At 55.3% G+C, this 23,830-nt stretch carries 18 protein-coding genes; 8 read left to right on the top strand and 10 right to left on the bottom strand.

What is annotated here, in order from left to right:
- Positions 1-97: 97 nt before the first annotated feature.
- Entirely contained in the window at positions 98-2,092 is a 1,995-nt protein-coding gene (locus AAFM46_RS10445; RefSeq protein WP_343317657.1) for a DUF6270 domain-containing protein, read from the bottom strand.
- A complete protein-coding gene (locus tag AAFM46_RS10440; protein WP_343317656.1) occupies positions 2,085-2,861 on the bottom strand; it encodes an FkbM family methyltransferase in 777 nt (258 codons plus the stop codon). Before AAFM46_RS10440 ends, AAFM46_RS10445 begins: the two co-directional genes overlap by 8 nt.
- Positions 2,862-3,287: 426 nt before the next feature.
- Between AAFM46_RS10440 and AAFM46_RS10435 the strand changes: the two genes are divergently transcribed.
- Positions 3,288-4,604 (top strand): ISL3 family transposase, encoded by a 1,317-nt coding sequence (locus AAFM46_RS10435; RefSeq protein ID WP_343317655.1) that lies wholly within the window; start codon positions 3,288-3,290, stop codon positions 4,602-4,604.
- A 46-nt stretch (positions 4,605-4,650) separates the two neighbouring features.
- Here the strand turns inward: AAFM46_RS10435 and AAFM46_RS10430 are convergent, their stop codons facing one another.
- The 7 genes from AAFM46_RS10430 to AAFM46_RS10400 all read right to left on the bottom strand — a co-directional run bounded on the left by AAFM46_RS10430 (position 4,651) and on the right by AAFM46_RS10400 (position 11,392).
- Complete coding sequence (locus AAFM46_RS10430; protein WP_343317654.1) at positions 4,651-6,156, bottom strand: hypothetical protein; 1,506 nt, start codon at positions 6,154-6,156, stop codon at positions 4,651-4,653.
- Positions 6,157-6,408: 252 nt separating this feature from the next.
- Positions 6,409-7,551: a UDP-N-acetylglucosamine 2-epimerase (non-hydrolyzing) gene (gene wecB, locus AAFM46_RS10425; protein ID WP_343317653.1), complete on the bottom strand. Its 1,143-nt coding sequence runs from the start codon at positions 7,549-7,551 to the stop codon at positions 6,409-6,411.
- A 44-nt stretch (positions 7,552-7,595) separates the two neighbouring features.
- Positions 7,596-7,787 carry a hypothetical protein gene (locus AAFM46_RS10420; protein WP_343317652.1) on the bottom strand — a complete coding sequence of 64 codons (192 nt, stop codon included), beginning with the start codon at positions 7,785-7,787 and terminating at the stop codon, positions 7,596-7,598.
- A gap of 241 nt (positions 7,788-8,028) precedes the next feature.
- The gene (locus tag AAFM46_RS10415) at positions 8,029-8,634 is read right to left on the bottom strand and encodes a YdcF family protein (protein WP_343317651.1); all 606 of its coding nucleotides are present in this window, start codon (positions 8,632-8,634) and stop codon (positions 8,029-8,031) included.
- 161 nt (positions 8,635-8,795) lie between these two features.
- Positions 8,796-10,337 (bottom strand): hypothetical protein, encoded by a 1,542-nt coding sequence (locus tag AAFM46_RS10410; protein WP_343317650.1) that lies wholly within the window; start codon positions 10,335-10,337, stop codon positions 8,796-8,798.
- 5 nt (positions 10,338-10,342) lie between these two features.
- The gene (locus tag AAFM46_RS10405) at positions 10,343-10,534 is read right to left on the bottom strand and encodes a hypothetical protein (protein ID WP_343317649.1); all 192 of its coding nucleotides are present in this window, start codon (positions 10,532-10,534) and stop codon (positions 10,343-10,345) included.
- Positions 10,535-11,038: 504 nt separating this feature from the next.
- A complete protein-coding gene (locus AAFM46_RS10400; protein ID WP_343317648.1) occupies positions 11,039-11,392 on the bottom strand; it encodes a hypothetical protein in 354 nt (117 codons plus the stop codon).
- A gap of 772 nt (positions 11,393-12,164) precedes the next feature.
- Here AAFM46_RS10400 and nhaA point away from each other — a divergent pair.
- The 4 genes from nhaA to hutU all read left to right on the top strand — a co-directional run bounded on the left by nhaA (position 12,165) and on the right by hutU (position 18,458).
- Complete coding sequence (gene nhaA, locus AAFM46_RS10395; protein ID WP_343317647.1) at positions 12,165-13,505, top strand: Na+/H+ antiporter NhaA; 1,341 nt, start codon at positions 12,165-12,167, stop codon at positions 13,503-13,505.
- Between the two features lie 149 nt (positions 13,506-13,654).
- On the top strand, positions 13,655-14,740 hold the full coding sequence (gene arsB, locus AAFM46_RS10390) for an ACR3 family arsenite efflux transporter (RefSeq protein WP_343317646.1): 1,086 nt from the start codon (positions 13,655-13,657) through the stop codon (positions 14,738-14,740).
- Between the two features lie 67 nt (positions 14,741-14,807).
- On the top strand, positions 14,808-16,565 hold the full coding sequence (locus AAFM46_RS10385) for an NAD(P)-binding protein (RefSeq protein WP_343317645.1): 1,758 nt from the start codon (positions 14,808-14,810) through the stop codon (positions 16,563-16,565).
- Between the two features lie 213 nt (positions 16,566-16,778).
- Positions 16,779-18,458 carry a urocanate hydratase gene (gene hutU / locus AAFM46_RS10380; RefSeq protein ID WP_343317644.1) on the top strand — a complete coding sequence of 560 codons (1,680 nt, stop codon included), beginning with the start codon at positions 16,779-16,781 and terminating at the stop codon, positions 18,456-18,458.
- Between the two features lie 194 nt (positions 18,459-18,652).
- On the opposite strand, the gene AAFM46_RS10375 is transcribed toward hutU, so the two are convergent.
- Positions 18,653-19,441, bottom strand: coding sequence for a GNAT family N-acetyltransferase (locus tag AAFM46_RS10375; RefSeq protein ID WP_343317643.1), 789 nt, complete (start codon positions 19,439-19,441; stop codon positions 18,653-18,655).
- Between the two features lie 156 nt (positions 19,442-19,597).
- Here AAFM46_RS10375 and thiL point away from each other — a divergent pair, with 156 nt between their 5' ends.
- Genes thiL through AAFM46_RS10360 form a run of 3 tightly spaced genes read left to right on the top strand, consistent with a single transcriptional unit; the run spans position 19,598 to position 23,817 of the window.
- Positions 19,598-20,614 (top strand): thiamine-phosphate kinase, encoded by a 1,017-nt coding sequence (thiL, locus tag AAFM46_RS10370; protein ID WP_283527873.1) that lies wholly within the window; start codon positions 19,598-19,600, stop codon positions 20,612-20,614.
- Entirely contained in the window at positions 20,604-21,593 is a 990-nt protein-coding gene (locus tag AAFM46_RS10365) for a DAK2 domain-containing protein (RefSeq protein ID WP_283527870.1), read from the top strand. The genes thiL and AAFM46_RS10365 overlap by 11 nt, the downstream gene beginning before the upstream one ends.
- The gene (locus tag AAFM46_RS10360; protein ID WP_343317642.1) at positions 21,580-23,817 is read left to right on the top strand and encodes an ATP-dependent DNA helicase RecG; all 2,238 of its coding nucleotides are present in this window, start codon (positions 21,580-21,582) and stop codon (positions 23,815-23,817) included. The genes AAFM46_RS10365 and AAFM46_RS10360 overlap by 14 nt, the downstream gene beginning before the upstream one ends.
- Positions 23,818-23,830 lie beyond the last annotated feature (13 nt).

Raw genomic sequence — 23,830 nt, 5'->3', positions numbered from 1 at the left:
GATCATCATGCAAAATCTGGGCTAGCCTTTAGGAGTGGGAATATGTCTGGTCAGCAGTCAATACACTATTGTGTTTACGCGAACACTGGATAGCGTCTCATGGTTGTCTTAATATCATTTCAAGCGAGGCGAGGAGGTGCTCGCCAGCTCCTGGAACATAATGGTAAGGAGCCACCCCCCACTTATGGTCCGAATCTGCAACCAGGGATTTGGTTGGATATTCTATAAATCGAATTCCATCGAGAGAAGCAAGCCGGGCGTACAGTGCGTCCAGAATATCGTTATTTCTCGCGATGTTGTCCTGCTGTGGCAAAGGACTTCCATCAACCATATGAGTAGCCCAATATGTTTTGTTAACGATGATTCGTGTAGGTGAGCAAGCGTGTATGAGTTTCTCAAGGCCCGTTTCCCAAAGTTTAAAAAACTCAGAGGATCCCGGTGGAATCAGTCCAGCTCTTAGAGAAGACACGCCCGAACGTTGCAATTCTACGGAGTAAGTTAAATAGGTTCCGCAAAAAGGAAAAAGTTGAAGACGCTCGTCAATAAGATCTAATAAAAGGACATCGAAATTTGAATCGAGGAGTAATGAATGGAGGCGCTTTTCCACGTCTATTTTCACCATCCTTCTTTGGAAAGCACTATCAATCTTGGTCAAATCAGGTGGTGAGTTCAAACTATATCTGTCCGGCGGAGAAGCAAAAGCGCTTCCAAGCGAGGACCGTGCCACGTAGTCAACTAATTCAAAGTCATGTTCAAAAGAGAATGGATCCCGAGAAACGCAACTGCCATAGATAAAAATTCGATTTTTTTTGGGAGGAACTTCCATATTTAATGCACCAATGGCTTGGCCGAAGCCGTCCTGCACTTTTACAGTGATAGTTTTACCGAGAGTGGATTGCTTCCCGGAAAATTTAAACGAACTGACCGAAGAAAACCAGCGAAGCTGGTGTAGCTGACCACTATCGAGTTCCGTAAAGAAGCCAAAACGTAGGCCGCCAAAATGTGGTGGAATTCTTCCGAATTCAATTTCGACACTTTGGGATTCTCGGTCGTGCTTCCATACAAGCTTCATTTCTTGTATGAGGCGGTCCGCTATATGAGTCAGACTGCGGGGTTCCGTCCCTGGTTGCACCCCGGCATTGAATCCGGTCCTGATGAGACTGGTCTGCACGGAATCGATTGTGGCAGCAGGTGTGAGAAACTCTTTTATAGCCGAGGCCACAGCGGCCGACGGAAGCGGTGCGTGACCTTCGCCAAAGTCTGTGATCCAGATAGCGTGACTGGAGTTTTTCGTGTGTAGCCCGCGCGACCAGTAATCCATGCCGAAATGATTAATTAGTGGTGCCGTATGTTCCCGTACATGCCAATCGGATGCATTCTGGATTATAAACATACGACGAGGGAGCTGATTTCGTGCAGCGTTCATTAAGCTCGTTTCAACGCCGATTCCGTCTAGGTAGATTTTAGCCTTTTCACGCCAGTCAGCATCGAAATTATCGGTGCTAAAATTTTCGGCGAAGGCGGAGACAAGGTACTGCTGCACGAACGAGGGAGCATACCGTAAGATGTCTGTTTGGGGATTCCAAGCCAGTACTGACGCACGATCACCGAGGATAGTGCCGAAAAGAATTGCAGCGAATCCTCCGGCGCATCCGCCGATTAGGAGAAGCTCCCGATCAAGACGTGTTGCGATCGATTCAAGCAAACTAGAAATAGCAGTTACCACATCGAACTCAAGACTTCCTGCATACCAGGCGATATGGGTGGAGCCATCGATTTCCAAGCCGGGATCAGCTATGGAAATGAAAGGGATGGAAAGTTCGTGCGCAATCGTTTCCCCTGAGAAGAATGGTCCGGATTTTCGTGCTCTGTCTTGTACTGCCCCAGAGAAGAACACGGGTACGGCCAGTTGAGACTGGGAATTTAGACCCCTCAGCATTATGTCGAGTTCTGCTCCATCACCAAATTTGAGCGTATGGATTCCGTCGGCGAATTTAGAGTCTCGGAAGAAGTTCTCGGCGCTACTCCACACCAAGTGTTTTTGGTTAGTCCATCGCGAGTAGTCTCGTTCTGGTGCTTGGCCGCTAATCACGCCTAATTCCATCCTTCATTCGGGCTTCGAGTCCTTCAACCTGCTGGTGAAGACTCTCCAGTTTTAGAGTCAGTTCATCGTTGAGTGCGAGAGCTTCGCGATGAAGCCGTTCTGTATATCGATTTGAGCGTAGGAGCCGCGCCTCAAGATCTGTGGTCCTTAGAGATGAAGATCGGGCCTGGGCGCTACGGATCAACTCAATATCGTTTCGGCGGTCGACTTCATTTGGTGCTAAGATCAAGGTCGCTGTAGCACAGTATGTTCCAACCCAGGTGTAGCCAGTAGCTGCAGCCCAATCTAGGAGACGACCTCGACTGGTTTCGGTTGCAGCCTCGCAGGTAATTATAGGGCGGTCGCGGTTGATGATGGCCTGCGCACCCTCGAGAACCTCCAAGTCCATGCCCTCGACATCAACTTTTAAGAGTCGGATGGTTTGACTAAAGAATTCTTCATCGAGAGTGCTAACCACGAATTTTGCTTCGAAATGTAGTCCTGGTCGCGAAGTCAGTCTCGCGGCACCGACATTATTTTCGTCGTAGGCATCAAGAACCGCGTTGCCTCGGGTGGCTCCCAAAGCACGATTACGCAGCTCGATTAGCTCGTCTAAGAAATTGATTTCAATATTGTGCTTGAGGACTTTAGCAGTCTGGGGAATCGGTTCGAATGCGACCACTTTGCAGCCACGAATTCCTGCAAAGTAGAGGGAATGATTCCCAATATTCGCACCTGCGTCAACGACGAGATCGCCCGGCTTGAGGAGAGCGCCCACGACCGCCAAGAGTTCCGCCTCGTAAAATTGATTTGTCGTCCGTATGACGCGGCCAATATGGTCGTTGACTGAGGGGGCGGCGATAAGAACAGTCTTTGCGTCTACGGTTAGGCAAACTGGGGCCGGTAAGTCATGGGCGATCAATTTGTCTCTCCGCTTCCGTTATTTTAAATCGGATTTCATGCTAACTAAGGCTACCTTACCGGCTCTTCGTAATTAGGCATGGTTGGTGGGTTTGATTCGGTACGGACGGTGGCCTCCGGCACTGATCAGATTGCGCAGCCGGTAGTTCGAGAAGTTCCGCGGGCCATGTGCGTTATGTGGCGTTGCCTCAATCGTCTTGGCGCGGCGTGGCTGCAGGAGAGAGACATCAGGGTCTCTTTGAATGGTTATCGACTAAGAAAAACTTTCACAAGAAACCCTGACATGAATAATGCTACTTGTTGCCCGGGCTGGCGTGCGCGTGCCGACGCTCTCCTAGATGTTCCAGGTATCCACGTCATTGCCGTGGAAAACACCGCCCGCGAGCAAATCATCACTGTTGAAACCGACCAGAGTCTCACTGGCTGCCCGGTCTGTGGGGTCGTGGCTATTGGCTACGGCCGGCGCGTGGTGCGTCTGCATGACACTCCGGATCATGGCCGCCCGGTCCGGCTAGATTGGGCCAAACGAATATGGCGCTGCGCTGACCCCCACTGCCCTGCCGGGACCTTCACAGAGACCCATGAATTGGCATCAGTAAAGGCGAAACTGACCACCCGCGCGATCACTTGTGCCACTGATGCGCTCTCCCGCTTCGACACCTCGGTCTCAGCCCTTGCCTACCAGCTCGGTGTTTCCTGGCACACCCTCTGGAAGCCGGTGAAGGCTGAAGCGGAACGCCGCACCAGCATGAGTGAGCGGTTGGCGGGGGTGGATGCGTTGGGTGTTGATGAGCATGTCTGGGTTCATACCGGCTTTCCGGGTTCGGGCATGGTCACTGGCATTATTGACCACACCCGCGACGCCCACGGTGTCGTGCATGCCCGGCTGCTTGACCTGGTCGAGGGCCGGTCAGGGAAAACATACGCAGACTGGCTCAAAGCCCAGAGCCCGGAATTCCGGGCAGGAATCAAGGTTGCCATCTTGGATCCGTTCCGTGGCTATGCCAACGCGATCCGTGACGAGCTGCCTGATGCGATCCAGGTCCTTGATGCTTTCCATGTGGTGAAACTTGCCTCCACAATGGTTGATGACGTTCGCCGCAGGGTGCAGCAAGGCATCCTCGGGCACCGCGGCCGCAAGGGCGATCCGCTGTTTCAGATCCGCCGTTCCCTACAGATCGGGGCTGAGCACTTGAGCGAGAAGCAGATTGACCGGTTGAACGAGAAGCTCGAGGCCGGGGATCCAAAACATGAAGTCACGCTCGCTTGGCAGTGCTACCAACAAGTCCGGGCCATCTACCACGCACCGCCAGAAAAAGGACGGGAGCTCGTGGCCAAAGCCTTGACGTCTTTCCCGTCGTGCCCGATCCCGGAAATCGCTAGGCTCGGGCGGACCTTGAAATCATGGCGGCAAGAAATACTCACATATTTCAAAACCCAAGGGGCCTCGAACGGTCCCACGGAGGCCGTGAACGGAGTCATCGAAACCACCCGCAGGATTGCTCGTGGGTTTAGGAACTTCTCGAACTACCGGTTGCGCAATCTGCTCAGTGCCGGAGACCACCGCCGGTACCGGATCAAACCCACCAACCATGCCTAATTACGAAGAGCCACATTTACTCGCACAGCTAATCACGAAGTTGCTGCTAACTCTCGATAGTAGCATTCATCGTAGTTTGCGTTAGATGAATGTCTAGGAATTTCATATTTCCTATTAGGGTATCTGTAGACGATTTTTCAATCGCCCAGTCTAAGGCATTCTGGTCAAGCATCCAACTGTCTTCCACGGAAAGAAAAGAAATGATATATTCTACGGTATATTTCAAGAAATCTCGGCCGTTATCACTCTGACTAATATAAACATTACCAGCAAGATAACGGCGCCAGGGAGCTAAGAAATTGAGACCACCTGACTCTACAAGAGCAACATCGTATTCTTGAAGCCTGTGATTAGCTGAAATAGTTGGCGCAGTAGGAAATAAATCTACATCTTGAATCCATATGGACGTATTATATCTTTTCATAACTTCGTCAGCGACTAAATAACGTGCACATGCATAATAAGTAATAAGATTTCCAACTTCTCGAGGAGGAGTTTGAGACGACCAAGAAATATAAGGCCGAACTGATTCCCGGTGCGAGAACTCAAATAAGTTACTGAGCAGCCTATTAGCCTCAATAATAAATGCGGTGGCGTCCATGTTGTCTGCGACTATGTGTATATGTGTCGACAATGTTGGCTGAGCTATGAGGTAATAGAATATTCGTCCAAGATAGCGACGGAGAAAAGGAATATTTCCAGAATATAGAATGGTTATTCCAGTGTTTGATATAGGTTCTTCGGAGTGCCACGATATCGCCGCTGGCTCATATGATATGTCCGTCGAACTGAAACCATAAGTAATTGCACCCAAATCCAATCCGAATGAGATGACAAGTGATGGCTGTGAAGATATCGCAGCTAACATAGTTTGGTGGGCTTGTTTCCGATTATTTACTAGGCTGCTTATATAGCCTTGAATAATTCGGCCCATTGTAGTGTTGTCTGATTCAGCTCTCAAGTAAGTAGCCGATTTTTCTAAGGCTTTACGTGTACTATCGGGCAGTATGCTGCATCGTTGATTGGATGGATGAACTATAATGTTTTTAACGCGAAGAGGATCTGCAACCAATATATTATGGAGTTCAATGAGAGACTCCAAGCCACTAATAATATTTCCGGGTAGGGAATTTTGAAGTGGAGTCGATCCACGATATTTGGTGCAAACCGAAATGAGTCTTGAATTTGATTTAATACTTTTGACTCTTTGGAGACGTCGAAGCGTATCATTCACTATTCGAGTCGCACGATTCTCTAACGAGACGATTCCCATGAAATCCCAGTAGTGTAGAATCTCGGCCATGGCGAGAGATTCAGCTTCTTTACAATCCGTGTTCGGGGTTCTTAGCCAATTTTCAACTTTGACTATCTGCCTGAGACTTGAAAGCCGGATTCGTGGGCTTATCTCTTTCCGTAGGTCATGCTCAAGATGCTCTTCAATCCAAGCTACAGTGTTGTTTTCTGTATCTGGAAGTTCATCAGCACTAATGATTATCGAAGATTGCGAAGGCAATTTTTTGCTCTTGATCGCGCCTGTAATCCGTGATTTCATTCGGAGAACTGCAATGCTCGAAGTTGAAATGGATGCGTGCGAGACGTCTATTTTATACATTTATACTTTCAGGCATCTGTAACGGGTGATCTTTACCATCAGCGACTACTCGTTGAATCTCTCGCAGCGAGCCTACTTATGCTTCGAGGATTATTGTGGTTTGATCGTTATGAGATGGAACGCTCGATTACTCATTCCGTGCACTCGAGCGTTCCATCTGGGTATGCGGAACTAACATCACATCATAAAGTCTTAGGAGATAAATTCCTGTGTTCGCTGACCGACGCCTAGGAGTTGTGCGGCTGCTGCTACTGTTCGTGAGGCAGCGAGACCATCACCGTAGGGGTTTACTGCTGATGCCATTGACTCAAAGTACTCAGCGTCTTGGAATAGCCGTGTTGTTTCTTCGACGATGCGCTCTTCATCTGTTCCGATAAGCTTGACGGTCCCAGCCACAACGGCTTCCGGGCGCTCGGTGTTATCTCGCATGACCAGGACGGGTTTACCTAAGCTAGGAGCTTCTTCCTGGACGCCACCTGAATCGGTCAATACAACAGTTGCTAAAGAAAGCATTCGGGTAAACTCACCATAAGCTAGTGGCTCGGTGATGATCACGTTAGTGAGTCCTTCAATTGCAGGCAGGACAGCCTCCCGGACCACTGGATTTTTATGAGCCGGGAGCACGATGACAAGTTCAGGATCTGATTTGGCGATTCGAGCCAACGCTCTTCCCACACCGCGCATCGCGTCGCCTTGGTTTTCGCGACGGTGAGTTGTGACTAGCAGAATCCTCTTGCCGCTCGAAGCAAGTTCTTCCAGGACAGGATCGGTGAAAGCGATCTCCTTGCCCACAGTAGCCAAGAGTGCGTCGATAACAGTATTGCCTGTGACAACAATATCGGCTTCATTGACTCCCTCGGCCTGTAAGTTAGCTTTGCTTGTGCTGGTTGGGGCTAAATGCAGACTGGCCACCTGAGTCGTAATTTTACGATTTGCCTCCTCGGGAAAGGGAGAGTGCAGGTTGTGGCTACGCAGGCCCGCTTCCGCATGTATCACGGGAATGCCGCGGTAGAAAGCTGCAATGGCGCCAGCCGTAGAAGTAGTTGTGTCTCCCTGAACCACCACTGCGTCGGGTTTTTCGGCGGCGAGAAGTCTATCGAGTCCATTGATGGTGCGGGTCAAGATATCCGACAGGGTCTGGCCAGGCTGGAGGATATTCAGATCATGGTTGGGAACAATCCCAAATAATTCATTGACCTGGTCAAGCATTTCGCGATGTTGCCCAGTGACTGTGACAATGCATTCGAAGCGGTCATCTGCATGAAAGGCCGATACGATCGGAGCCATTTTGATAGCCTCGGGACGGGTGCCGAATATGGGCATGATACGGAGCACGGATATTTCCTCACTTTGATGGGCAGACCTCATCAGAGTGTACGTCAGACGAAGAAAAGTAAAGCAATCAACAACGCTGGAATAGAGACGAGTACCGTCACTATGACGAGAAGTGCTACGCGTTTTTTGCGGCGATGTTGGCGTTGACGTTCATCGAGCAGCTTCATTTTTTCCGCAACAGCGGATATTTCCGCCGGTGAGCTCTCTGATATTGCTGTCGGTGTAATGTGATTCATTAGCTCATTGGAGGCACAAGCTAGCTGAGTCGATCCGTACTCAGCTTCCCACTTAGCGACTAAGTTGATTGTGGGTTCTCGGTTGGTCTCCCAGCTGGCTGAAATAGTAGATCTCAACGGCTGATTCATGTGCCGGCCAGCTGATGAGGCTGGGTTGATCTCTACTGGCCGCCCTTCTAGCGACGTCCGGGGTACAGAGTCGGACATATGTTTCCTTTCGGTAGTCCACGTAGTCGGAGGACTAGCTGGTCAATCCTAACCCGGACAATGTGGCCCCGCACTGCGGCTGTAAATTGACTTCGAGGAGACCACCCGTCTCAATGACAAAGCGGCGCAACCACTGCCAGGTGGAGAATTGCGGGGTGGTGGATGCCATGGTGACCTCGGCATTGATGCATTGACTCATTAGGACCCCAGCCCGTTCGATGTGGTATCTGGAGGTCACTACGGTCATTGTTTTCCAGTGGTGTTGTGTGGCCAATTTACCCAGTGCAGTCGCCTCACCTCTTGTGTCCATTGGGGAAGGGGTAAAGCACACAACGTCGGAATAGATTGCTTCGTTGCTGTGAGTGTCACAGTACTCATCCGCGCTTGCATTGCCGGGGGTGTCTGTCTGTGAGATGACCAAATATTTGGCTCCAAGTTCGGAGCGTAGCAGCATCGCATCCAGTAAACGTTCTTTGCTGGCCCCTCCCAACATAACCACCGCATCAGCTTTTTTTGCCGGAGTGGTATGGACGTTGTAAAACAGCTGATAAGCCGTAAGGAGCCACGCGAGGAAGAGTGCCGCGAGGACTGCCCCAGCAATGAAGATGGTTTTTTTACGGGGCATGTGGAGTGCGGGCATCGGCCCATTCTAACGGGAGCAGGTGACAGCTCTGTGTCAACAGATGAAAGGAGATAGATTTGAGCCACGACGACGGCACCCTTTGGGAGGGCCGCCGTTGCCGTTCAATCTTGGAGTTGTTACCTAAAACGTGAAGTTCAAGATAGTCGCGGTTCCGGAGTTTAGTGGGACAGAAACGGACTTCTGGCCGGGCTTGAAACCGGGAATTTTCCCTGTTCTTCTGCAGTCTGGCCTGCAGACTCAAGGCCGTCAATCTGTGTCTGGTCCTGAGCGGCGAGTTCAGGACCAGCCAACTGGGTCATGGTACCGGTGGCGGCCTGCTGCGGCAGTTTTAGGGTTATGTTAACCGACGTCTGCTTCTGCGGGTCATTCTGATTGATGACCATGACACCCATGGTGCCGTCAGCGTGCTTTACCGGGTAGGCGTAGATGTTCTTATTACCGTCTACTTGGGATTTCAGGAAATCTCCGGAACCTAGTTTGTTGACCATCATAATTCCGTAGTATTGCGGACGCATGGTCACTATGCCGTTGGGTTGGCGGTACGGACCACTGTCACACAACGGCGAGCCCGGTGCGCCGCCTTTGCACGCCTCGAGGCCTCCGTGGAAATCTAGCTGGGTCACGCCTTCAGCCGCCGAGCGCATCGCATAGTTGACAGTCCACAACGCGGAAGCGTGAGTCTTGAGTGTTTGGTTGGAGCCGGGACACGCGGAAATGTTCGCTTCCGAGTTCCATACCGGAACATTGTGACCTGCCGCGGCCTTCACTGCAGATGCCGCGTAGGCGGCGCTGTCGTCACTGAGCTGACGCGAGAGGAGGATAGGAATGGTCCGCGCTCGGTCTGAATTTGCGGCGTCACTGCATTCGTGTAATGGGTAGTTGTGATAAGTCAAAGCACCTTGGTTCGGTAGATTCAGCGCTATATAATCTTTCCACCAGGCATCGTTATAAACTTCGGGTCCAACCACTTTCACCTCAGGGGCTGCTGCGGCTATTGCGGCAGAGTATGCACGGGCTTCTACAGCCCAGTCTTCTAAGGTGAAGGCAGCAGGTCGCAGAGCCAGGTATTTGTTCTCAACCCGGTTGTAGCCGTTGGGTTCGTTGCCCAGACTGATACCTACCAGACGGTCGCCAAGGATTTGGTGGGCATACTTTGCGAAGTCCGCAGCCCGTTCTGGGTCGTAATGGCCCATGTCCACAGCCAGCAGAGTTCGGGCGTTACCTCGGTCGAGGAGATGTTTCAGGTTCGTCAGAACCTCGGGGGTTACTTTGACCACTTTGCGGATGTCTTTGGGGTAGCTGGGGACGACTTCCCAGTTCGGGATGAGCTCATCCGTGGACGTCCAGAAAAATTTGCGGTCAACGGCCTGTGCGCCAAAACGAATAACTGGATTGCCTGACATCTTCAGGATATCCACAAGGTTCGACTGGTCAGGGTTCATCTGCATGTCGACAAGGTGGTCGGTATCCAAGGACAATCCCGCTAAGCCCTCAGGCATGATTTTCCCGGAGACGTCCGCACCGACGGTGATGGTGGTGTCCTGTATGGGCTCGGTGGCAGTGGTAGGAATCTCAGGCTGAACGTAGTCCGGGCGGTCGAAGCCAGGGAATGTCCTTTCTGTTGCCGGGGCAGCAGTAGTTGCTTTTGTACTGGTAATGACCGGCGCCTGCGTTGCTTCCTGTGGGGAAGTAGCGGTCAAGTTGGTCAGCAACTGTGTGCCGACAAGAACGAAACCACGACGGCCACGACCACTACCGCGCTAGATACCGTGGCGGCAATCACCCGCTTGCGTCGCGGCCCGTTCTCGGCGGTCCGCGGGTGGCGCTCCTCAGCAGCCGTGGCTTCAGGAACTTCTGGTTCGTCGGGGGATGGAGGGGTGCTGCGGGGCGGGGTCATAAAGGCTCCAAGAATGGTGTGGACAAATTCGGACCTCCCAAACTCGGGTCCTGCAAGAGTCAATCTGTGCGCAATAACTTCCGTGGACGTACTCAAGCTGCCATACAATAGGTCACTTCCGTCCAGCGGAAATCGGCTAGCTGAGCCAACCAAAATGATAGCCAGGGAAGTTGCCGCCAGCACATGATGGGCAGTGAGTAGTTGGACAGCTGGTTAGTCCGGATGGGATCCAAGACCCGGAGTCCTTCCAAAGATGGCAAGTTATTCCATGCGAAGAGTGTAAGGGAAATCACAATATGGTTTCGCAGAATGAACAGCAGGTCGCGGCTGCCAAGAACGAGCTACCGGTGCTAGTTGACCATGTATGCGAGGTGCACCTTCCTGCAGAGCGGAAGTAGGCGCTGGGTTTCACTGCCCATGAATTAGGTGCAGGCTACAGCCGCCAAGACCCGCTGCAGCGACTAGGTTGGTTTGCCTTTGCTCAGCTGGTTGAACGGACCAAGCTCACAGCACACCTTGCCGTAGTGGACCGGCCGTGGCCAGCGTGACTTTGACGGTGGCCAATCGCCCGAGACTCAGTCCGGCTGCTGCTGCGGCGCGCAACTTGATGGAAAGAATCATCCTAGAACGCACTGCCAACTTGGCGGACTTGGCCACCAGATTGCCACCAGAAATGGCCCGGTGCGCCACCGAACTTCCCCACCGCTTCAGCGCTAGGCCAGCCACCGCTCCGAAGACACGCCCAATCCAAGGCTGAGCGGTAGGAACAGGTGAGAAATCGCCGCAGGCCGGGTAGGTCGCCGCTGCGGGCGGATGAATGAACGGCTGAGCCACTGGGTAGTAGATGGATGCTGACAACTAGACCCACAATCCAGGAGATATCAGCTGTGCCAAGCAGGGGAGTGGTAGCCCCGGTGTACATGGCCAGGGCCAGGAGGGTACTTGAGCAATGATTCCGGCGAAGGACATCAGCAGCGCTGGAACGTTTACTTTCTCCTTCGAGGAAAAGTAGAAGTCAACCAAGTTGATGGAACTCCACGGGAGGAACACCGTCAATAGCAAGTGCACAGAGTCCTTGAAGTTGGGGTGAAGTTATCGAGGGGCCACCAGGGAAACGATGACCTAGACGGAGATGGAGCCAACCATATAGTCAAAACGCCCCCACGGGGTGAAGCGCAGTTGGCGAGTGAAAGAGCTGACAGAGGTCATAGTAGCGACGACACCGCCGCCGCCAGGAGCCTTGGCTCCAGCTGGCGCCTCCATTGAGTCCAAAGGTGCAGTGGTGCCCGGCTTTTCCAAGCTCTCTAAGCGCTCTAACGTCCACGCGCCCGAGAGCACATTTCTCCGCCTGACACAGTTGGAAGTTGAGGGGTATTGCTCGCAACGGACTTCCACCGATCCCCAAAATATTCCCCGACACTGAAACGATCTACTTCTACGAAAAAGACTTCGAGATCGATGCCCTGATGGAATGTTTGCCATCACTGGGATCGCCGCTTTCGTCTAGAACTGCTGTTTTGTCCTAGATGTTTGTTAGCGTTAACGGTGGCGGCGCAGTGCGCGGTAGTCTTGTTCAAGGTGAGCCGGGAAGTCTGGTCGGCGTAATATTGTCGACCTCAAAAGGACTCTTATGAAGCAAAAACCCGTTAAAACTGTTCGTGGCATTGTCTTAGGCCGTGGCAGCTACACCGAAGCGCTGCGCATTGGCGAGATCCTGCGGAAAGAAACCGTTGGCGGCATTCTGCTGGTTGCCGCCGCCGTCATAGCAATCATTTGGGCCAATTCGCCCATTTCCGACGGCTATTTCGCCTTGCGCGATTTCAAGATCGGTTACGCACCATGGCATCTGGAGCTCAGCTTAGGGACGTGGGCAGCTGATGGCTTACTGGCTGTGTTTTTCTTCCTGGTTGGTTTGGAACTCAAGCGTGAGTTCATAGCGGGGGATCTGCGAAAGTTCAGTAAGTCCATAGTGCCTGTGGCCGCAGCTGTGGGCGGAGTGGCGATACCTGCGGTAATTTACGCCGTCATCAACCTCAGCAGCCCCGATACGCTCCGGGGGTGGGCCATCCCCACAGCCACTGACATTGCCTTCGCTGTGGCAGTGCTGGCCATTATTGGATCTCATCTACCGAGCGCTCTGCGGATCTTCCTCTTGACCTTGGCTGTTGTGGATGACCTCTTGGCCATCAGCATCATCGCCGTTTTTTATACAGATGAGATCCAAGTTGGGCCGCTACTACTGGCTCTCATCCCACTGGCCCTTTACACTCTTTTGGCGCAGAAATACCGTCGCTTCTTTGGGGCTAAAGTCTGGACCGCTTGGGCAATCCTGCTTCCCTTGGGTCTTATCACTTGGGCATTGGTTCATGCCTCCGGCGTTCATGCAACTGTGGCCGGTGTGCTCCTTGGTTTCGCCATTCCCGTGATTCGATCACAGGCAAATGGCGGTCCCGAGGCGGGCCCGGGATTGTCGGAAATTTTTGAGCACCGCTTCCGTCCCATCTCAGCAGGTATTGCCGTTCCGGTCTTTGCTTTTTTCTCAGCAGGGGTAGCGATCGGTGGCTGGGACGGTCTGGTGTCAGCCGCAACGGACCCTGTTGCTATTGGGGTTGTGGTTGCGTTGGTGCTTGGGAAGCCAGCCGGGATCATGGGCACCACCTGGGTGTTGACGAAGTTCACCAGGGCATCTCTGGACCGTTCGCTGAAGTGGATTGACGTCTTTGGGGTCTCGCTGCTGGCAGGAATCGGTTTCACCGTCTCACTTTTGGTGGCGGAACTGAGCTTTGGGCAAGGTAGCCCCCATGATGATCACGCCAAGATCGGCATTCTCTTAGCCTCGGTGATCGCTGCTCTTCTCGCCTCGGCCATACTGACAACCAGAAACCGTCAATACCACGCGGTGGAGCTAGAAGAGACGGTTGATGATAACCATGATGGTATTCCGGATGTGTACGAGCACAATAACGACTAGCACTGATCTTTAGGCATGAGCCCCTCCCTGTGGGAGGGGCTCATTTTTATTGGATGATCACGGCCCTCGACGTACTTCAACTCTATATTGACATTTATCAATATAGAGTTAAAACTGGTCATATCGACAATCATCAATCTAGAGTTCTAATGGCGAGGAGCCCTGTGAGTACGCAGACCACAACCTCTGGTGAGCAGGCTGTAGCAGGCAAACTCTCCACCCTGGATACGTTCCTTCCTGTGTGGATTATTGCCGCCATGGCCGCAGGTCTGTTGTTGGGACGTTTTGTGCCAGGCCTGAACATGGCGCTGGATGCCGTGAAGATTGGCTCCATCTCGCTGCCGATCGCCATTGGCCTACTGGTCATGATGTACCCGGTGCTGGCAAGGGTGCGCTATAACGAGACGCGCCGAGTCTTGGCGGATCGTAAGCTACTGATCACCTCCTTGGTGCTGAACTGGGTACTGGCCCCAGCTTTCATGTTCTTTTTGGCTTGGATCTTTGTCCCGGACCTGCCTGAATACCGCACAGGGCTGATTATTGTGGGCTTGGCCCGCTGCATTGCCATGGTCATGATCTGGAACGATCTTGCCTGCGGAGACAGGGAGGCCGCGGCGGTTCTTGTATTACTAAACTCCGTCTTCCAGCTGTTTGCGTTTGGTGCTTTGGGCTGGTTTTACCTCCAGGTGCTGCCCGGGTGGCTGGGACTTCCGACGGCGTCCGCTGACTTTTCATTCTGGGCCATCACCGCCGCCGTGCTGGTCTTCTTAGGGATTCCGCTGCTGGCAGGGTTCCTGACCCGATCCATTGGCGAAAAGACCAAGGGGCGGTCCTGGTATGAAGAAACGTTCCTCCCCAAGCTGGGCCCATGGGCGCTCTACGGACTGCTCTTCACCATTACTTTGCTGTTTGCTTTACAGGGGAAAACAATTACCTCCCAGCCCCTGAATGTGGCGCGGATAGCGCTGCCGTTGCTGGTCTACTTTGTGGTCACCTTCACCGCAGGCATGATCATTGGCCGGAGTCTAAAACTCGGCTATGCCAAAACCACCACCTTGGCTTTCACGGCTTCGGGGAACAACTTTGAGCTCGCCATTGCCGTTGCAATTGGCACCTTTGGGGTCACCTCCGGTCAGGCCCTGGCAGGTGTTGTGGGCCCGCTCATTGAAGTGCCTGTTCTTGTGGCTCTGGTTTATGTGGCTCTGTGGGCCCGTCGCCGCTTTTTTACCAACTGAACCCGCACTAGCGCAGCCCCACAAGTGCCCCAAAATTTCCGTCATTTTTACCAAGGAGTATGAATTCGTGAGCGCTACCGAAACTAATAAGTTACCTTCCGTTCTGTTTGTCTGTGTGCACAACGCAGGGCGTGCCCAGATGGCTGCCGCTTATCTAACGGCCCTGTCTCACGGGGCAATCGAGGTACGCTCCGCTGGTTCTGCCCCGGCGGCCTCTATCAACCCGGCGGCCGTGAGCGCCATGGCTGAAGACGGGATCGACATGGCCGCCCAGATCCCCAAGGTCCTCACCACTGATGCGGTGGAGAAGTCCAGCGTAGTTATCACCATGGGCTGCGGCGATGCCTGCCCCGTGTTCCCCGGCAAGCGCTACGAAGACTGGCAACTCGCCGACCCTGCAGGGCAGGGGCTTGAGGCTGTCCGCGCCATCCGTGATGAGATCAAGGCCCGAGTCCTTGCCCTCATTTCCGTACTCCTGCCCACTGAACTCCTGCCCACTGAACCCCTGCCACCTGAGTTGCCGGTGGCAGTCATTGGGGCTGGGCCTATTGGTTTAGCCGCTGCAGCGAATCTGGTTCAACGCGGGCTTACGCCCCTGATTTTTGAATCAGGGGAGCACGTTGGTGCCGCCATCCGGGCGTGGGGACACATTCGCTTGTTTTCACCGTGGCGGCACAACATCGATCCGGCCTCCAGACGCCTGCTAGAAGCTACTGGCTGGAGTGAACCCCGGCTGACAGCCTTGCCATATGGCAGCGAATTTGTGCAGGAGTATCTGGCACCGCTTGCTAACATCCCGGCTATCAAGAATGCCCTGCATTTTTCTTCCACTGTCACAGCAGTGAGCCGGGTAGGTATGGACAAGACGCGTTCAGGTGGCCGTGCCGAACAGCCTTTCCTTATCCGGGTGGAATCAGCTGACGGGTCTGTGCAGGACCACCAGGTCCGGGCCGTGATTGATGCTTCCGGCACCTGGGCGCAACCCAACCCGTTGGGCCAGAGCGGATTGGTTGCTGCAGGGGAGAAGGAAGCTACCGCAGCAGGACTCATCACAACACCCTTGCCAGATGTCACCGGCACAGCGCGCGCCCAATTTGCCGGAAAACACGTTTTGGTTATTGGCGCCGGGCACTCGGCCGCAAACACGTTGCTAGCTTTAGGCCAGCTGGCCAAGAACGAGCCGGGCACCCGAATCAGCTGGGCCGTCAGGGGCCCCGATGCCTCGCGCCTCTACGGTGGTGGAAACCTTGACGGCCTGCCGGCCCGCGGCCAGCTCGGCAATCGCCTGTACCAGCTCGTCAAGGATGGCTACATCGACTTGCACACCTCCTTTGTAACCACATCCTTCTCTTTCTCCAGCGTGCCCGGTGCAGCTACCTTCGGTACGGAAACCTCCAACATGGAAACTTCCGGCGGAACTGGGGGAACTCTGCAAGTCACAGGTAATACTGTCAATGGTGAGGTAACCCTTGAGGCAGATGTGCTGATCCCCGCCACCGGGTTCCGCCCGGACCTGGACATCTTGCGAGAACTTCGACTGGAGTTGGATCCTGCTGTGGAAGCACCCCGGGACCTTGGGCCCTTGATCGATCCCGAATTCCACTCCTGTGGAACGGTCCCCGCCCATGGTGCCAAGGAACTGGCGCACCCCGAGCAGGAGTTCTACATTGCGGGTATGAAATCCTATGGCCGGGCCCCAACCTTTCTGCTTGCTACTGGCTACGAGCAAGTCCGTTCCATTGTGGCTGCCCTCGCCGGAGATCTCACCGCAGCTGATCAGGTGCACCTTGAGTTACCCAAAACAGGTGTTTGCTCCGGCGCCTAAGTGCTCCTTGAGTCACGCTAGTGGTGAGTGGTTCGCAAAAGCTGGGCACGCGGCGTCGTACATCCCTGGTGATAACCGCCGATTGTCTTGTATGGCAGACAGCGTGAGGTGTGGGTGCCTAGGATTGCCGGGCTGAGCGGGGTTTGATGAATACATAAGCAAATGCGTAAGGGTCTTTGGGCCCGGACAAAGATCCCACAGCTAAGGAACATCATGGCAACGATGCATGACCCATCCCGCTCCATCAGCGCAGCACGCGGCACCGAACTCTCCGCCAAATCGTGGCAAACCGAGGCGCCCCTGCGTATGCTCATGAACAATCTGGATCCTGAAGTTGCCGAACGTCCTGAGGATCTTGTGGTCTACGGCGGGACCGGCCGCGCCGCCCGCTCCTGGGAGGCGTATGACGCCATCGTTGCCACCTTGAAGACGCTCGAAGACGATGAGACGCTTCTGGTGCAGTCGGGCAAACCCGTGGGTGTGTTCCGCACCAATGTGTGGGCGCCCAGGGTGCTGCTGGCCAACTCCAACCTGGTGGGGGATTGGGCCACGTGGCCGGAATTCCGCAAGCTGGAGGCCGAGGGCCTGATGATGTACGGGCAGATGACGGCCGGCTCATGGATTTACATTGGCACCCAAGGGATTCTGCAGGGCACCTTTGAAACGTTCGCGGCCATTGCCGAGAAGCGCTTTGGTGGCACGCTGGCTGGAACGCTGACCCTGACCGGCGGTTGCGGTGGCATGGGCGGAGCTCAGCCGCTGGCCGTGACACTCAACGGCGGCGTCTGCTTGATTGTGGATGTCTCCGCTGAGCGTCTCCAACGCCGCGTGGGCAAGCGCTACCTGGATGAGCTGGCTCCTTCCTTGGATGCGGCCCTTGAGCGTGTTCTTGAAGCCAAGGCTGCTAGGACCCCGCTGTCCGTGGGCGTGGTGGGCAACGCCGCCGAGATCTTCCCGGAAATTCTGCGCCGCCATCAGGCGGGGGAGTTCATCGTTGACATTGTCACCGACCAGACCAGCGCGCACGATCCGCTCTCCTACCTGCCCACCGAATTCTCCGTGGAGGAATGGGCTCCGGAGTCCGCGGCCGACGCCGAAGGGTTCACCAAAAAGTCCCAGAACTCCATGGCCCGGCACGTCCAGGCCATGGTGGAATTCCAGGACGCCGGCGCTGAAGTGTTTGATTACGGCAACTCGATCCGCGATGAAGCACGCAAGGGCGGGTACAACCGGGCCTTTGATTTCCCCGGCTTTGTGCCGGCGTACATTCGCCCACTGTTTTGCGAGGGTATGGGTCCGTTTCGCTGGGTTGCCCTCTCCGGAGATCCCGAGGACATCCGCGTGACGGATGAGGCGCTAAAGGAATTGTTCCCGGAAAACGGCCACCTGCACCGCTGGCTTGACGCCGCCGCTGAGCATGTTGAATTTGAAGGCTTGCCGGCGCGTATTTGCTGGTTGGGCTACGGCGAACGGGCCAAGGCCGGTGTCATGTTCAACCAGCTGGTAGCGGACGGTAAGGTCTCAGCGCCGATCGTGATTGGCCGGGACCACCTTGACTCCGGTTCAGTGGCCTCACCATACCGCGAGACCGAATCCATGAAGGACGGCTCCGACGCCATTGCCGACTGGCCGTTGCTAAACGCCATGCTCAACACCGCCTCCGGCGCCACCTGGGTTTCCATCCATCACGGCGGTGGCGTGGGTATTGGTCGCTCCATCCACGCCGGTCAGGTCTCCGTTGCCGACGGCACACCGCTGGCTGCGGAAAAGCTGGAACGCCTGCTGACCAATGATCCCGGCATGGGCGTGATTCGCCACGCCGACGCCGGATACGAGCGTGCGCTGGAGGTTGCCGCCGAGCGCGGTGTCCGCGTCCCCATGCAGGAGCAGTAAGCCCGCCCCGGCCCCGCCGAGGTTGGAGATAATGACACCTCCACCCTGCCGAGGTTGGAGATAATGACACCTCCACCCTGGCGAAGTTGGAGATAATGACACCTCTCCACTATGGTCAGCATCGGTCCGGAGGCCTTTGCTGACCGAGGCGGTAGCTGAACAGGGCAGGGAAGGTGAGTGTCCGGCGTCGTGCGTCAGCGTTTCCAGTTATATGGGGTGGTTGTGGATACCTTGACCAGGCCGGAGCGCTCGAGGATGGGACGCGAGTATTCCGTGGAATCGCTGTGCACGAATTTTTTGCCCATAGCCAGTGCCGAACGGGCTCGAGCGGTGGTCAAGGCGCGGTATATGCCTCGGCGGCGGTAGGGCTCGAGGGTGGCCCCGCCCCAAATACCGACAAAATCGGTGCCGGGGACAGGTTCCAACCGGCCGGCGCTGACCATGCGTCCCTCAGCTTCAGCCACCCAGAGCTCCATACCGTCCTTGCGACCCAGACGGGATAGAAGAGCGTCAGCGGCACGCGTGTCAACGGATTCGCCAAATGCCTCATCGGCCATGGCGCTCATGGCGCGCACATCCGCGTCGGAAGTGATTTTTCGTAGTGTCACGCCGCTGGGCAACGCAGCATCCGCGGCCAAGGCGGCAAGGGGCCCGATCATGATGGACTCCGGATTCTCGGCAACAAACCCACGAGCCAGCAGTGCCTCGTGTAAGCCGGGCGCTTTATCATGACCGCGAGACTTCCATTCCACGCGGTTGACTACCGGATCTGCTTCGAAATATTGCAACGCTTTCGTGACAAGTGCGCTGATCGCTGGGGCATCTGCGTCGGCAAGGTCTTGATAGGTGACAAAGCCGCGCCCACCAGCGAAAGTGACAAGCCGCAGTGGACCCTCAATCATCACGTTGCTGGCGCTGGGGGTTTCTGCGTCCGTCCGAAGTTGATCGTCATAGGCACTGAGGTACTGCTCTTTAATTGTCATTGGTTTCAGTTTCTCAGGCTGTGGGCCGGTGACGCAATGCCCGGAGCTGACGTTTTGGGGAGTTCTGGGGATTTCTGGGGGAGGCCAAATGCGCCCCGGTTGGGGCGCCACAGTGCGGAATCCAAGAATGTCCCACCCTGACGCTACGGTTAATGCATGACTCTCACCGTGGCCAACCTCTCCGAGTCCGAGCTCCTGGCTCGGATTTTTCCACGCCTGCACGCCGGCAGTTCCATGGTGCTGGGGCCCGGGGATGACGCCGCCATCATCTCCGCGCCAGACGGCCGCATAGTCATCTCCATCGACACCCAGGTCCAGGATAAAGATTTTCGTCTTCTCTGGCCCAATGGCAGCACTTCCAGCGGATTCGATGTTGGGTGGAAGGCTGCCGCGCAAAACCTCAGCGACATCAACGCTATGGGTGCAGTTGCCACGGCCATGGTTATCAGCCTCACCCTGCCAGGCGGCACTCCGGTCAGCTGGGTGGAGCACTTGGCGGAGGGTTTGAGCGCGGCGATCCTAGCCCTTGGTGCACCGGGGTGTTCGGTGGCTGGAGGAGACCTTTCAGGCGGCAACGAATTGGTGGTAACAGTGGCAGTGACTGGCTCAATGGAGGGCCTTTCCCCGGTCCTGCGAAGTGGAGCTGGGCTAGGAGACCAAGTAGCAATCTGCGGCAATATGGGGTTTTCGGCAGCCGGCTGGGCCCTGCATGAAAGTACTCTGAACCCTGCTCAATACAGTCCGGCACTGATTGCTGCCGCTGAACTTTTTGCCCGGCCCCAACCTCCGTTGGCTGCCGGGCCCGCTGCAGCATCAGCCGGTGCCACGGCCATGATGGACATCTCCGATGGCCTCCTGCGTGACGCCACACGGATGGCCAACGCCAGCAACGTTAGCGTGAACTTGAACGGCAACGTATTGAAAAAGTTTGCACAAAAATTAGATGAATGTGCGCTGGCATTGGGAGCAGATCCGCTGCAGTGGGTGTTGACAGGGGGCGAAGACCACGGATTGTTATCCACATTCCCTGCCGGTGCAACACTCCCGCCAGGCTTCGTTGGGATAGGCTCTATAGTGTCCATCGACGCCACCAAACCGGTAGTGACTATTGACGGACGGAACTTCAAAAGCGCCGTGGAAGGCGCTCTGGGATGGGATCATTTTGCAGTCTAAGATCGCCGCAACTGCGCCCGTAGTTCGCCGATGGTTGGCGATGGCCGAGCAAACGTTGGCTAATCATAGCGACCGCCTCAATGCTATTAATATCTACCCGGTGGCCGACGCCGACACCGGCACTAACCTGTACCAAACGGTCCGGGCGGCGGCCCAAGCAGTCTCTGAGTTAGCACCCTCGGATGTGGGGGTCACCATGGCTGTTGCCGGGCGAGCCGCGATGGAGCAGGCTCGAGGAAATTCTGGGACACTACTCTCAGTTTCTCTTGTTGCCATGGCTGAGCCGCTCATTGGTGCCCAACGGCTCAGCGGGCCATTGATGGCAGCTGCCTTGCACCGAGCTCAAATACGTGCCTGGAGTGCTTTGAGTGAACCAATGCCAGGCACTATGCTCTCTGTCTTGGAGGCAGCATCCAGAGGTGCAAACTCAGTAGAGGGCGCCCATAACGGCGATGAATCTAACCACGCTCTGGCGCAGACTATTGACGCTGCGGTCATAGCCGCCAGAGAAGCGGTAGTGCTCACCGAGTCCCAGTTAGGAGTGCTCAGCGATGCTCGCGTAGTGGATGCTGGTGGAGTGGGGCTGCTGCTCATCTTGGACTGTTTGCGGTCCGTAATTATGGGTGAGCCGCTGCAAGAAGACCTGATGGACGGCCTCTCAGGCTACAAAGTCCAAGATCCTAACATTGCTCTGTCCATGCCGGAACAAGAAGGTGTTGAAGTCATGTGCACCATTACGTTAAGCCCGTTGGCGGCAGCAGGACTGCGCATGGAGCTTGGCGATCTAGGTGATTCGGTGATCATGAGCGCAGTCTCTGAAGAAGCTGATGACATGGGAGCCTACCCGTGGCGCCTACACGTTCATGTCCCTTCGGCTGCTGTGGCTTTGGAAGCTATCCGGGCTGTGGGTGATCCAAGCAATGTGAGTATCTCAACGCTATCGGCCCGTGCTCCTGAGGATGCCCATGAGTTCTACTGATCCGGGCGTTCCAGAATCAGGGGCAGCAAAACCGGGCAACCCGTATTCAGATCTTCTCTTGGAGCTGGGTCGGCTGGTGGGTGCCACCACCGCTAAGCAGGTAGCCAAGGGGCTGGACATCACCACTGTGGGGCAGATGCTCCACCAGTTTCCGCGACGCTATATTGCCCGCGGAGATCTGACAGATCTTGACCAGCTGCAGGTGGATGAAGAGGCCACGATCCTTGCCCGGGTGGTGGATTTGCGGACCCGTTACATGCAAACCCGCAAGGGCACCATTAGCGATGTGGTTATCACCGACAACTCCGGCCGGCCCTCCTCCCTGGTCATCAGTTTCTTCAACGGGTTCAAGGCCAAACAGGAATTGAAGCCAGGGGTGCTGGCAATGTTCTCAGGCAAAGTGGGCAGCTACGGTGGACACAAGGTGCTGACCAATCCCGGGTATGTTTTGCTGGCCGATGATGAACTGGCCGAACACGAAGTGGAAATACACGCCTCCAAACCCGTGCCGCTCTACCCAGCCACCGCCAAATTCCCCAGTTGGAAAACAGAACACGTCATTAAAGTGCTCCTACCCATCTTGGACTTTGCCATGATCCCGGACCCTGTGCCCAAGCACATCGCGGCACGAGAAAAACTCATGCCGCTGGCAGAGGCCTACGATGAAATTCACATCCCCTCAAGCATGGATACCTGGCCGCGTGCCCGTAAGCGCTTCCGTTTTCAAGAAGCGTTGGCGTTGCAAACCGCTTTGGCACAAAAGCGAGCTGAGGCGACTCGCTTGGACGCCACCTCACGAGCTGCTGTCAGCGGCGGCCTGTTGGATGCCTTCGACGCGCAGTTACCCTACACACTCACGGGGGGCCAGAGGGAAATTGGTGCTTTGGTTGCCACTGAGATTGCCGCCGGCCACCCCATGCATAGGCTGCTGCAGGGGGAGGTTGGTTCAGGTAAAACCGTGATTGCTTTGCGCGCCATGCTCCAAGTGATCGACGCCGGAGGTCAAGCCGCATTCTTGGCCCCAACTGAGGTTCTGGCCGCCCAACACCTGCACTCCATCTCGGCTTTGCTGGGCGCTTTGGGGGCGGGGACGCTTATTGGCGGGCAGCACGCTACAAAGGTGACATTGTTGACGGGATCCATGCCTGCTGCCGCTAAGAAGAAAGCTCTCTTGGCTGCAGCCTCGGGAGAGGCCGGCATTGTGATTGGCACGCATGCGCTGCTTTCAGACATCGTGCAGTTTGCTGACCTTGGCTTGATAGTGGTGGATGAACAGCACCGCTTCGGTGTGGAGCAGCGTGACGCCCTCCGTGCAAAAGCTCTGAAACCTCCGCATGTATTGGTTATGACGGCCACCCCCATCCCCCGAACTGTTGCTATGACGGTGTTTGGAGATCTTGAGGTCTCCGAGTTGACCGAGCTTCCTGCCGGCCGGGCACCCATTCTTACGCATGTCTCACCGCTGTCTGAGCATCCCGGCTGGGAACCCCGGGTTTGGTCGCGAACGCGGGAAGAGATCGACGCCGGCCACCAGGTCTATGTTGTGTGCCCCAAGATTGGGGAGGCTCCGGACGACGACGATGTGCCCCCCGCTGAGGGTGACACACGCCCCATGGCCGGGGTGCTAGATGTTGTGCAGTATTTACGCCGGGTACCGGTACTGGCGGGAACCCGCATTGAGGTCCTGCACGGGCGTTTGGATTCCGCTGATAAACAGGGAACCATGGCTGCGTTTGCCAGGGGCGAGATAGACGTGCTGGTGGCCACCACCGTGATCGAGGTTGGCGTGGACGTCCACAACGCCACGCTGATGGTAATTCTCGATGCTGACAGGTTTGGCATCTCGCAGCTGCATCAGTTACGCGGACGCGTGGGACGTGGCGGGTTGAAGGGTACATGCCTGCTGGTGACCAGCCTGGAAAAGGATCATCCCAGCCGCAAACGTTTGGACGCGGTGGCAGCAACCACAGATGGTTTTGTGCTGGCAAAACAAGATCTAGAAATGCGCCGTGAAGGTGACATTTTGGGGGCCAGACAATCAGGTGGGGGTTCTGGATTGCGTATGCTCAGTGTGCTGCGGGATGAGGATTTGATCGAGCGTGCCCGTCAGGATGCCACTGAAATTATCAGTAAGGACCCCGAACTGGCGTTTCACCCGGCTTTAAAGCTGGAAATTGAGATGTATTTGACCGAGAAAAATGAGGCATTCCTTGAACGTGGCTAGTCACAGCGTGGCC

This window comes from Arthrobacter sp. TMP15, from assembly GCF_039529835.1.
Classification (GTDB): Bacteria; Actinomycetota; Actinomycetes; order Actinomycetales; family Micrococcaceae; genus Specibacter.
This window is presented reverse-complemented; position numbering and strand designations above follow the sequence as displayed.

Excerpts from the sequence above, each read along its gene's own strand:
- thiL (WP_283527873.1), top strand. The coding sequence starts at position 19,598 with ATGACTCTCACCGTGGCCAACCTCTCCGAGTCCGAGCTCCTGGCTCGG.
- nhaA (WP_343317647.1), top strand. The coding sequence starts at position 12,165 with ATGAAGCAAAAACCCGTTAAAACTGTTCGTGGCATTGTCTTAGGCCGT.
- AAFM46_RS10405 (WP_343317649.1), bottom strand. The coding sequence starts at position 10,534 with ATGACCCCGCCCCGCAGCACCCCTCCATCCCCCGACGAACCAGAAGTT.
- AAFM46_RS10415 (WP_343317651.1), bottom strand. The coding sequence starts at position 8,634 with ATGCCCGCACTCCACATGCCCCGTAAAAAAACCATCTTCATTGCTGGG.
- hutU (WP_343317644.1), top strand. The coding sequence starts at position 16,779 with ATGGCAACGATGCATGACCCATCCCGCTCCATCAGCGCAGCACGCGGC.
- AAFM46_RS10360 (WP_343317642.1), top strand. The coding sequence starts at position 21,580 with ATGAGTTCTACTGATCCGGGCGTTCCAGAATCAGGGGCAGCAAAACCG.
- AAFM46_RS10435 (WP_343317655.1), top strand. The coding sequence starts at position 3,288 with ATGAATAATGCTACTTGTTGCCCGGGCTGGCGTGCGCGTGCCGACGCT.
- AAFM46_RS10375 (WP_343317643.1), bottom strand. The coding sequence starts at position 19,441 with ATGACAATTAAAGAGCAGTACCTCAGTGCCTATGACGATCAACTTCGG.
- AAFM46_RS10430 (WP_343317654.1), bottom strand. The coding sequence starts at position 6,156 with ATGAAATCACGGATTACAGGCGCGATCAAGAGCAAAAAATTGCCTTCG.
- arsB (WP_343317646.1), top strand. The coding sequence starts at position 13,655 with ATGGCGAGGAGCCCTGTGAGTACGCAGACCACAACCTCTGGTGAGCAG.
- AAFM46_RS10420 (WP_343317652.1), bottom strand. The coding sequence starts at position 7,787 with ATGAATCACATTACACCGACAGCAATATCAGAGAGCTCACCGGCGGAA.